Raw genomic sequence first — 9,553 nt, forward strand, 5'->3', positions numbered from 1 at the left:
CGGCGCACGGCTCCCGTCCCGCCCTCGCCGCGACCGGCGCGGGCAATGGGGCCGCGACCCTCGGCGGCACGGCGGTCCTGGCCGTCGCCGGTGGCACGGCCCTCGTGGCCCGGTCCCGCCGGACCTGACCCGGGCCGGTGTCCCAGCGGCGGCCCTTTGCTACTTGGGGGTAGGAACGCGACTCCTCTTGCTATACAGTTCGTCAGCAAGGCGGGTGGTTACCCGCGGTAATACTGATCGGACTCGATGTGAGGAGCCCTCGGCATGGGGAACAGTCCCTCCGACGACGGCGCGGCCCGGCGGCTGCTGGACTCGTCCGCGCAGCTCTCCTACGACCCGCTCACCGAGGTCGACTGGGATACACCGCTCGACACGGACTTCCACGGCGCCAGCCCGGAGTGGAGCACGCTCTACGGGACGGCCTACTGGGACGAGATGACCGATGCGCAGCGCAAGGAGCTGACGCGCCAGGAGGCCGCGTCCGTCGCCAGTACCGGCATCTGGTTCGAGATGATCCTGCAGCAGATGGTGCTGCGGGACGTCTACGCCAAGGACCCGACGGACGACACCGTCCAGTGGGCGCTCACCGAGATAGCCGACGAGTGCCGGCACTCGATCATGTTCGCCCGCGGGGCGAAGAAGCTCCGTGCGCCGGCCTACCGGCCGCACCGGGTCGCGCTGGAACTCGGCCGGTTCTTCAAGACCGTCGCCTTCGGTGAGGCCGCGTACGCGGCGATCCTGGTCGCCGAGGAGGTCCTCGACGTCATGCAGCGCGACTGGATGCGCGACGAGCGGGTCGTGCCCTTCGTCCGCACCATCAACAACATCCATGTCGTCGAGGAATCCCGGCACATGAAGTTCGCCCGCGACGAGACACGCAGGCACCTCGCGCGTGCCGGACGGCTGCGCCGCCGGGTCCACGCCCTGCTGATCGCCGTCGCGGCCTACGTCATCGTCACCAGCATGGTGAACCGGAAGGTCTACGCGAACACCGGCCTGGACGAGGCACGCGCCCTGCGCGAGGCGAAGGCCAACGAGCACCACAAGTCGATGATGCGGGCGAGCTGTTCGGGCCTGATGGAGTTCCTGGCCTCGGTGGGACTGCTCACCCGGCCCGCGCTCCACTTCTACAAGCGCGCCCACCTCGTCTGACGACCCGCACCCTGCACCTGCCCCGGCCTTCAGCGGAGTGGACGACCATGGCCTTCGCGATCACCCAGACCTGCTGCAGCGACGCCACCTGTGTGTCCGTCTGCCCGGTCAACTGCATTCACCCCACGCCCGAGGAACGGGCCTTCGGCAGCACGGAGATGCTGCACATCGACCCGAAGAGCTGCATCGACTGCGGTGCCTGCGCCGACGCCTGCCCGGTGGACGCCGTCCTCCCGCTCGACCGGCTGACCGGCGGGCAGCGGGAGTACGCGCGGATCAACGCGGCCTACTTCGAGCAGGACTCCCCCGAGGGGACGAAGTCACCGGAGCGTTCGGGGCCGAACTTCCACGCCTGGGGCGAGCCCTCCTTCGACCGGGTGCTGCCCTCGGACTTCGGGCCGCTGCGGGTCGCGATCGTCGGCACCGGCCCGGCCGGCATGTACGCCGCCAAGGACCTGCTGCTGCACACCCGGGCCGAGGTGACGCTCGTCGACCGGCTTCCGGTCGCCGGCGGGCTCGTCCGGTACGGCGTGGCACCGGACCACCCGGCCACCAAGAAGGTGGGCGAGACCTTCGCCCGCTTCCTCACCCACCCCCGCGCGCGGACCTACCTGGACCTCGACGTGGGCACCCACGTCACCGCGGAGGAACTCGCCGCCCACCACGACGCGGTGATCTACGCGGTGGGCGCCGCCACGGACCGGCGGCTGGGCATCCCGGGCGAGGACCGGCCGGGCAGCGTCTCCGCGACCACCTTCGTCGCCTGGTACAACGCGCATCCGGAGGTCGCCGCGGACGCCGTCGGCCTGTCGTCCGAGCGGGTCGTCGTGGTCGGCAACGGCAACGTCGCCCTCGACGTCGCGCGGATCCTCGTCTCCGATCCGGAGACGCTGGCCGGCACCGGGATCGCCGCCCACGCGCTGGCGGAACTGCGCCGCAGCAAGGTGCGCGAGGTCGTGCTCCTCGGACGCCGCGGGCCGGAGCACGCGGCGTACACCAGACCCGAGTTGCTCGCCCTGAAGCACCTTCCCGGGGTGGAGCTGCTCGTCGACGACCACGATCCGCGCATCGGGGCGGCGATCGACGCCGCCGGTCCGGGGGACAAGGCGGCGGTGCTGCGGGGGGTGACCCGGGAGGCCGTCGACTGGTCCCTGCCGCCGGGTACGGCGGGTCGGCGGCGGCGTATCGTGTTCCGCTTCCTCTCCTCCCCCGTGGCGGTGTGCGGGGGCGAGGAGACGCGTGCCGTGCGGGTCACCGGCGGCACCGCCGAGATGGAGGTCCCGGCCGGCCTGGTCCTGCGGGCGGTCGGCTACCGCGGGGTGGCCCAGGCGGGGCTGCCGTTCGACGAGGCCACCGGGACCGTGCCGCACCGGGCCGGCCGGGTGACCGGCCGGCCCGGGACGTACGTCGTCGGCTGGATCAAACGCGGGCCGTCGGGAGGCATCGGCGCCAACCGCGCCTGCGCGGCGGAGACCGTCGGCTCCCTGCTGGCCGACGCGGTGGCGGGCACCCTGCCCGCACCGGCCGGCGGGCCGAGGGCGTTCCGCCGCCTCGTACGCCGTCGGCGCCGCTGAAGTCCACCTCCCGGACGGGGGCGTGGCAGGCCGTCATGTCCCCGCCCGTGAACGTCCCTCGGGCGGCGTCCCGGGTGTCACCCGGGGGCGTTCATCCCGTCGCGGTCAGGTCCGGGGCGTTGTGGGCACGGCGGTAGGCCAGCGGGGACAGGCCGAGGTGGGCGGAGAAGTGCTTGCGCAGGGCGACGGCGTCGCCGAAGCCGCTCGCCGTGGCCACGCGCGCGACGGTCAGATCGGTGGACTCCAGCAGCCGGCGCGCCTGGTTCAGCCGGCACTGCAGCAGCCACTGGAGGGGGCTGGTGCCCACCTCGTTGCGGAACCGCCGGGTGAAGGTGCGTACGCTCATGTGCGCGTGCCGGGCCAGGTCCTCCAGCGTGAGGGGTTCGGCCAGCCGGTTCAGGGCCCACTGCCGGGTGGCCGAGGTGGAACGGTCGGCGTCCTTCGGCACCGGGTGCTCGATGAACTGTGCCTGTCCGCCCTCGCGCCACGGCGCGACCACGCACCGGCGCGCCGCCGCGCCGGCCACCGCCGCTCCGTGGTCCCGGCGGATGAGGTGCAGGCACACGTCGATGCCGGCGGCGCCGCCCGCCGAGGTCAGGATGCGTCCGTTGTCGACGAACAGCACGTCCGGATCGACCTCGACCCGGGGGAAGCGCCGCGCGAACGCGTCGCAGAGCACCCAGTGGGTGGTGGCCCGCAGGCCGTCCAGCAGTCCGGCCGCCGCGAGCAGGAACGCCGAGGTGCACAGGCTGACGACACGGGTGTGCGGACCGATCCGGGCGAACGCCCCGGCGAGCTCCGCGGGCAGTTCGCCGGTGGCGAGCAGATGTCTCTCGAACTCCTGAGGGGCGATCACCACGGTGTCCACGCGCTCCAGGAGGGACTCGTCGTCGTCGACGACGATCCGGAAGCCCTCGTGGGTACGGACGGGCCGGCCGCCGAGCGAGCAGGTCGTCACGGAGTACAGCGGTGCGCCGGACGGATCGCACGCCGCGTCGAACACGCGCGAGGCGATCCCGAGGTCCATGGCGAGGACGCCTTCGAGAGCGAGGACGGCGATGCGGTGTGCCATGGCCCGAATGGTACGACAGGTGGCTCTCCGGCCACTCACTCCGTCCGAAGGCGTGGGGCGAGGCTGGTGATCACCGGGCCCGGCCCGGTCTTCGCACACGTGGAACGGACAGGAAACGAGGAGAGCATGAGCGAGCGCACCATGCGTGCCGTCACCATCAGCGGGTTCGGCGGGCCGGAGGTGCTGACCGTCGGGCGGGTGGCGCGTCCCGAACCGCTGCCGACCGAGGTGCTGGTGCGGGTGCACGCCGCCGGGATCAACCCGGTGGACTGGAAGACCCGCGCGGGACAGGGCATGGCGGGACTGCAGACGCTGCCGCTGGTCCTCGGCTGGGACGTCTCCGGGGTCGTCGAGGAGGTCGGCTTCGGCGTCACCACGCTCGCGCCCGGTGACGAGGTGTACGGGATGCCCTGGTTCCCGCGCCCGGCCGGTGGTTACGCCGAGTACGTGACGGCGCCGTCGCGCCAGTTCGCGCGCAAGCCCGCCTCGGTCGGGCACCCCGAGGCCGCCGCCCTGCCCCTCGCGGCGCTCACCGCGTGGCACGCGCTGGTCGACACCGCGGGTGTCCGGGCCGGTCAGCGGGTACTGGTGCACGCCGCGGCCGGCGGTGTCGGGCATCTGGCGGTGCAGATGGCCAGGCATCTGGGCGCCGAAGTGGTCGCGACCGCCCGTGGGTCCCGGCACGCCTGGCTCAAGGAACTGGGCGCCGACGAGACGATCGACTACACGCGGCAGCGGTTCGAGGACGTGGCCGGCGGGATCGATGTCGTCATCGACCTGATCGGTGGCCTGGACGCCACCGACGTGCGGTCGGTGGCGGTGACCCGGCCCGGCGGCCTGGTCGTCTCCGTCCCGGGCGGCGTCTCCCCGGCGCTCGCCGCCGCGGCCGGGCAGGCCGGGGTGCGCACCAGCCCGCTTCTGGTCGAGCCGGACGGCACGGCCCTGACCGGCATCGCCGGTCTGGTCGACGCGGGAACGATCCGGGTCGAGGTCGAGCACGTGTTCGCGCTGGAGCAGGCCGCCGAGGCACACCGCCGGGGCGAGACCAACCGCACCCGCGGCAAGCTCGTACTGGACGTCACGCGGTGACCCGCGTGCGGTCGACGGGCCGCCGGTGCGGTGTCGGCCACTCTTCTGCGGCACCGGCGTAGTAGACATCCCCGGGAGGGGCACTGGAACGGGGCCCGTCGTCCGGCGACGGGCGCGACGAGAGAGTGGGGAGTGCCGCGTGCTGTTGAAGACGTTCCGCTGGGCCTTCGCCGTCACGGGCCTCGGCCTGGCCGCCGGGGTGCTCTACGGCGGCTGGACGGCTCTGGGGCTGGTCGCCATCCTCGCCGTTCTGGAGGTGTCGCTGTCCTTCGACAACGCGGTGATCAACGCCGGCATCCTCAAGAAGCTCAACGCCTTCTGGCAGAAGATCTTCCTCACCGTCGGCATCCTGATCGCCGTCTTCGGCATGCGGCTGCTCTTCCCCGTCGTCATCGTCGCCGTCAGCGCGCGGCTCGCGCCGACCGAGGCCGTCCACCTCGCGCTCACCGACAAGGACCGTTATCAGGAACTCGTCACCGACGCACACCCGTCGATCGCCGCGTTCGGCGGGATGTTCCTGTTGATGATCTTCCTCGACTTCGTCCTGGAGGACCGCGAGATCAAGTGGCTCGGCCCGGTCGAACGGCCGTTGGCCAGGCTCGGCCGGATCGACATGCTGTCGGTCTGCGTCGCCCTCGGGGTCCTCCTCGTCACCGCCATGACGTTCGCCGCCCACGCCCACCAGCACGGTGGCGACCATGCCGACAAGGCGCAGACGGTCCTCGTCTCGGGCATCGCGGGACTGATCACCTATCTGATCGTGGGCGGTCTCTCCGACTTCTTCGAGGGCAGGCTGGCCGCCGAGGACGCCGGGGAGCCCGCCGGGCGACGGTCCGAGGACGCCGGGGCGGGGCGGCCGGTGGTCGCCCTGGCGGGCAGGGCCGCCTTCTTCACCTTCCTCTACCTGGAGGTCCTGGACGCGTCCTTCTCCTTCGACGGCGTGATCGGCGCGTTCGCCATCACCAACGACATCGTGCTGATGGCCCTCGGCCTGGGCATCGGCGCCATGTACGTCCGGTCCCTGACCGTCTACCTGGTCCGCCAGGGCACCCTCGACGACTACGTCTACCTCGAACACGGCGCCCACTACGCGATCGGTGCGCTCGCCCTCGTCCTGCTCGTCAGCATCCGGTACGAGATCAACGACATCGTCACCGGCCTCATCGGCGTCACGCTCATCAGCGCGTCGTTCCGCTCCTCCGTCCGCCGCAACCGCGCCGCACGCCGGTGAACCCCTCACCACACCAGCGTCAGCGAACCGCCGACCGGCAGGGTGTGCCAGCGGTCGGCGTACTCGTCGAACCGGGACACGATCCGGTCGACCACCGGGGGGACCCCGCCCGCCGTCACATACGCCGGCAGCTGCCGCGCATGGCCGCGCCGCACCTCCCACACGGGTACGGCGATGCCCGCCAGGTGCTCCGACAGGGCCATGTCCGCCTGAGCCCGGGGGGACGACTTCACCGGCCTGGACTTGCGGCGCCTCGCGGCCTTGGCGCGTTCCGCGGGGTCGGCGGGCCAGAACAGGCCGTTGTCACCGGCGGCCAGCCGCCCGTAGACCCCGAGTCCGATGCCCGCCTCCGCCTCGACCAGGAAGTGCACCAGGTCGTGCGGCAGGTACGGATGCCCGCCGGGCCCGTTGCGCGGGGCGAGCGCCGCCCCGGTGTCGCGGTGCACCGCGATGTCGTAGCTCGTGCCGGGGCCCTTGGTGAAGACGACGCGCATGACCGCACGGTAGGAGACGGCCATCGCCGGCCGCACCTCGTTTCCGTGCCGGACCGTGCGGCACGGCGGGGTGCGCCGGCTTGTCGGCCGCGCAGGTCACGCCCCGTCGGCGGCCGGCGCGGTGCGCAGGCCGTCCCGGTACTTCCGGGCCACGATCACCAGTCCGTCGAGCGTCTCCCGGGTGCGTACGAGGTCGGCGATGTGCTCGGAGAGCCGGTCGCGCTCCTGGGCCATCCGCTCCAGTGCGGCGTCGGAGTTCTCCTCGCTGGGCGCGTCGGTACAGGGCAGCAGCTCGAGGATGGTGCGGCTGGACAGGCCCGCGGCGAACAACCGCTGGATGAAGGCGATCCGCTCCACCGCGTCCTCCGTGTAGTGCCGCTGCCCGCTGGTGCTGCGGGTGCTGGTGAGCAGCCCCTGCTCCTCGTAGTAGCGCAGGGACCGGACGCTGGCCCCTGACCGTGACGCGAGCTCCCCGATTCGCACGCCGTCCTCCCCCGCCGTGCCCCTCGGCACGGACTTGCCTCTCACATCGATGTGAGGTTTCAGCGTATCCGCCGAGCCCGGGACACGGGCTCGGCGGATCGCGACGGAGTCTGCCGTGACACATCTTTTCGACAGTTGTCAGCTCGGTGACCTGAGGCTTCCCAACCGGGTGGTGATGGCCCCGATGACACGTGTCCGGGCCACCCCGGAGGGACTGGCGACACCCTCGATGGCGACGTACTACGCCCCAGCGGGCGACGGCCGGGCCGATCGTCTCCGAGGGGGTGCGGCCGAGCCCGGTCGGACAGTCGAATCCGGGCACGCCGGGACTGCACACCGATGAGCAGGTCGCCGCGTGGCGCCCGTCGACGAAGCCACCTACTACCAGGGAGGCGACGCGGGGTACCTGACGTACCCGGCCTACGCCCACACCGCCTGACGCCCACACCGCCTGACGCCCGGACGGCCGGGGCCGCATCGAACCGTCCGGGAACGGGCAGATTCGAACCATGTCCATCGACGCGACGGAGTCGCCCGGAGTGCAGGTGTGTTCCCTGAAGCGGGACACTCCGCAGTCGGTCCCGGCCAACAGCCCCTACACGGTCGTACGGTTCCCGTTCGGGTCCGCGGAGTCCACCGACCGCTTCTCCATGCACCAGGTGAACCAGCCGGACGGGTACGTGGTCACGGACTGGGACTCGGACGACCGGTCCGGGCTGATATGGCCCAGCACGGCCGGCTGGGGCGTCCTGTACGCGATGATCCAGTGGGAGGCCGGGAATTACGACGAACTGCGGGACCAGTTCGTCCGGGATCCGCTCGGCCTCACCCCGGCACCTGACGACACCACGGGGACGGAGCACCGGCCGCCCAGTCCCGGCATGCAGTGCTGGACGAAGCAGTGGGGCATCTTCGTCGACCCGGCCGTCCCGCTCGCCGTGCGCGCCACCCACGACGACAGCGTGGCGCGGAACATCGTCCTGGCGGAGTTCAAGCTCGTCGTCCACCAAGCCGCCTGACGGCTCGTCCGGTGGGCCGTGCTCCCGAGCGGTCCGGGGACCGCGGGCAGTGCGGACCGAGCTCGTCGACTACGGCTCCAGGGCCCCCTGTCGATCCGCCCGGTGTCCGGTGCGCGAGGTCCCGCTCGTGTCCCGTCGCCCGCCGCGTCGGCGCCCCACCAGGTCGTGGGCGGCCTCCGGCCACCTCGGGTACGCGAAGGTGAAGCCCGCCTCGAGCAGCCGGCCGGGGACGACCCGCCGGCTCTTGAGCAGCAGTTCCGTGTCCGAGCGCAGGACGAAGGCGCCCGCTTCCGCCATCCACCGCGTCGCGGGCAGACCCACCGGTACACGCCACGCGGTGCGCAGGGCGCGCATGAACGCGCGGTGCGGCAGGGGGTCGGGGGCGGCCAGGTTCACCGGGCCGGCGAGGTCGTCCCGGTCGGCCAGGAACTCGACCGCGCGGACGAAGTCGTGGTCGTGGATCCACGACACGTACTGGGCGCCGCCCGCGACCGGGCCGCCGAGCCCGAGGCGGGACATCCACGACAGGACGTCGAAGACGCCGCCCCGGTCGGGGCTCATCACCATGGCGGAGCGCAGGGCCACCTTGCGGGTGTGCGAAGTCCCGGCCCGTTCCTGTTCCCGCTCCCACGCCCTGGCGATGTCCACGCTGTAGGACCAGTAGTCCGGTACGGCGGCCTCCGTCCCGCCGATCACGCCGGTGGCCTCGTCGTTGGGCGCGTCGAGGCGGTGTGCGTAGACGGTGGCGGTGCTCATCTGGAGCCAGACCCGCGGAGGGTGCGCCGCGGCGCCGATCGCCTCGCCCACGGCACGGGTGGAGAGCACCCGTGAGTCCATCATGGCCCGGAGGTTGGCGGGGGTGTAACGGCAGTTCACGCTGCGGCCGGCCAGGTTGACCACGACGTCGCTGCCGTCGACCGCCTCGGTCCACGGCCCCGGCGTCCTGCCGTCCCAGTGGACCTCCCCGGGCCCCGCCGGCCTTCTGGTCAGCACCACGACCTCGTGCCCGGCCGCGGTCAGCGCACGCTTCAGGACGGTGCCCACCTGCCCGGTCCCACCGGGGATCACGATCCTCATCCGGCCCTCCCCCTCCGTGTGAGGGCAACACTACTCCGCAATTGAACACGTTCAAAACTTTCGGTACCGGTTGCGGTACGCGCGGGGCGAGACGCCGGTCACCCGCTTGAACGCGGTACTGAGGGCGCTCTCGGAGCCGCAGCCGACGGCACGGGTGAGGGTGCCGGCCCCCTCGCGCAGGCGCACGGAGGCCGGTTCGATGCGCCGTCCGGTGAGGTGGGCGAGCGGTGCCGGCCGTCACCGGCGGCGGCGAGGAGCAGGTCGGCGGTGTCGCGGCCCGCGGACCGTCTGTGGGGGTACGCCACCGACGCCCCGCGCCGACGGAGCACGCCGGCCGGCCTACGCACCGCGTGTCTCGGCCG

General features: G+C 72.4%; 10 protein-coding genes and 1 pseudogene. 6 read left to right on the forward strand and 5 right to left on the reverse strand.

What is annotated here, in order from left to right; translation table 11 throughout:
• Positions 1-264 precede the first annotated feature (264 nt).
• Together B7767_RS09730 and B7767_RS09735 are read left to right on the forward strand one after the other, a co-directional pair.
• A complete protein-coding gene (locus tag B7767_RS09730; RefSeq protein WP_085571838.1) occupies positions 265-1,152 on the forward strand; it encodes a diiron oxygenase in 888 nt (295 codons plus the stop codon).
• Positions 1,153-1,199: 47 nt separating this feature from the next.
• The gene (locus B7767_RS09735) at positions 1,200-2,726 is read left to right on the forward strand and encodes an FAD-dependent oxidoreductase (RefSeq protein ID WP_085571839.1); all 1,527 of its coding nucleotides are present in this window, start codon (positions 1,200-1,202) and stop codon (positions 2,724-2,726) included.
• 91 nt (positions 2,727-2,817) lie between these two features.
• Here the strand turns inward: B7767_RS09735 and B7767_RS09740 are convergent, their stop codons facing one another.
• Positions 2,818-3,798, reverse strand: a complete 981-nt coding sequence (locus B7767_RS09740; RefSeq protein WP_085571840.1) for a GlxA family transcriptional regulator — start codon at positions 3,796-3,798, stop codon at positions 2,818-2,820.
• Positions 3,799-3,924: 126 nt separating this feature from the next.
• Between B7767_RS09740 and B7767_RS09745 the strand changes: the two genes are divergently transcribed.
• Entirely contained in the window at positions 3,925-4,887 is a 963-nt protein-coding gene (locus B7767_RS09745) for an NADP-dependent oxidoreductase (protein ID WP_085571845.1), read from the forward strand.
• A 139-nt stretch (positions 4,888-5,026) separates the two neighbouring features.
• Positions 5,027-6,118, forward strand: a complete 1,092-nt coding sequence (locus tag B7767_RS09750; protein ID WP_085571841.1) for a DUF475 domain-containing protein — start codon at positions 5,027-5,029, stop codon at positions 6,116-6,118.
• A 5-nt stretch (positions 6,119-6,123) separates the two neighbouring features.
• Here the strand turns inward: B7767_RS09750 and B7767_RS09755 are convergent, their stop codons facing one another.
• Both B7767_RS09755 and B7767_RS09760 read right to left on the reverse strand, forming a co-directional pair.
• On the reverse strand, positions 6,124-6,636 hold the full coding sequence (locus B7767_RS09755) for a hypothetical protein (RefSeq protein WP_218775782.1): 513 nt from the start codon (positions 6,634-6,636) through the stop codon (positions 6,124-6,126).
• 72 nt (positions 6,637-6,708) lie between these two features.
• Positions 6,709-7,095, reverse strand: a complete 387-nt coding sequence (locus B7767_RS09760; RefSeq protein WP_085571842.1) for a MerR family transcriptional regulator — start codon at positions 7,093-7,095, stop codon at positions 6,709-6,711.
• Between the two features lie 175 nt (positions 7,096-7,270).
• On the opposite strand from B7767_RS09760, the pseudogene B7767_RS09765 reads away from it, so the two are divergent.
• Both B7767_RS09765 and B7767_RS09770 read left to right on the forward strand, forming a co-directional pair.
• Positions 7,271-7,466: pseudogene (locus B7767_RS09765) on the forward strand (alkene reductase); the annotation flags it as partial.
• A gap of 138 nt (positions 7,467-7,604) precedes the next feature.
• Positions 7,605-8,114, forward strand: coding sequence for a hypothetical protein (locus B7767_RS09770; RefSeq protein ID WP_085571843.1), 510 nt, complete (start codon positions 7,605-7,607; stop codon positions 8,112-8,114).
• A 69-nt stretch (positions 8,115-8,183) separates the two neighbouring features.
• On the opposite strand, the gene B7767_RS09775 is transcribed toward B7767_RS09770, so the two are convergent.
• Both B7767_RS09775 and B7767_RS09780 read right to left on the reverse strand, forming a co-directional pair.
• Positions 8,184-9,191, reverse strand: coding sequence for a TIGR01777 family oxidoreductase (locus B7767_RS09775; protein WP_085571844.1), 1,008 nt, complete (start codon positions 9,189-9,191; stop codon positions 8,184-8,186).
• A 51-nt stretch (positions 9,192-9,242) separates the two neighbouring features.
• On the reverse strand, positions 9,243-9,377 hold the full coding sequence (locus tag B7767_RS09780) for an AraC family transcriptional regulator (RefSeq protein ID WP_256923383.1): 135 nt from the start codon (positions 9,375-9,377) through the stop codon (positions 9,243-9,245).
• Between the last annotated feature and the right edge of the window lie 176 nt (positions 9,378-9,553).

The organism is Streptomyces sp. 13-12-16 (assembly GCF_002114215.1).
Taxonomy (GTDB): Bacteria; Actinomycetota; Actinomycetes; order Streptomycetales; family Streptomycetaceae; genus Streptomyces.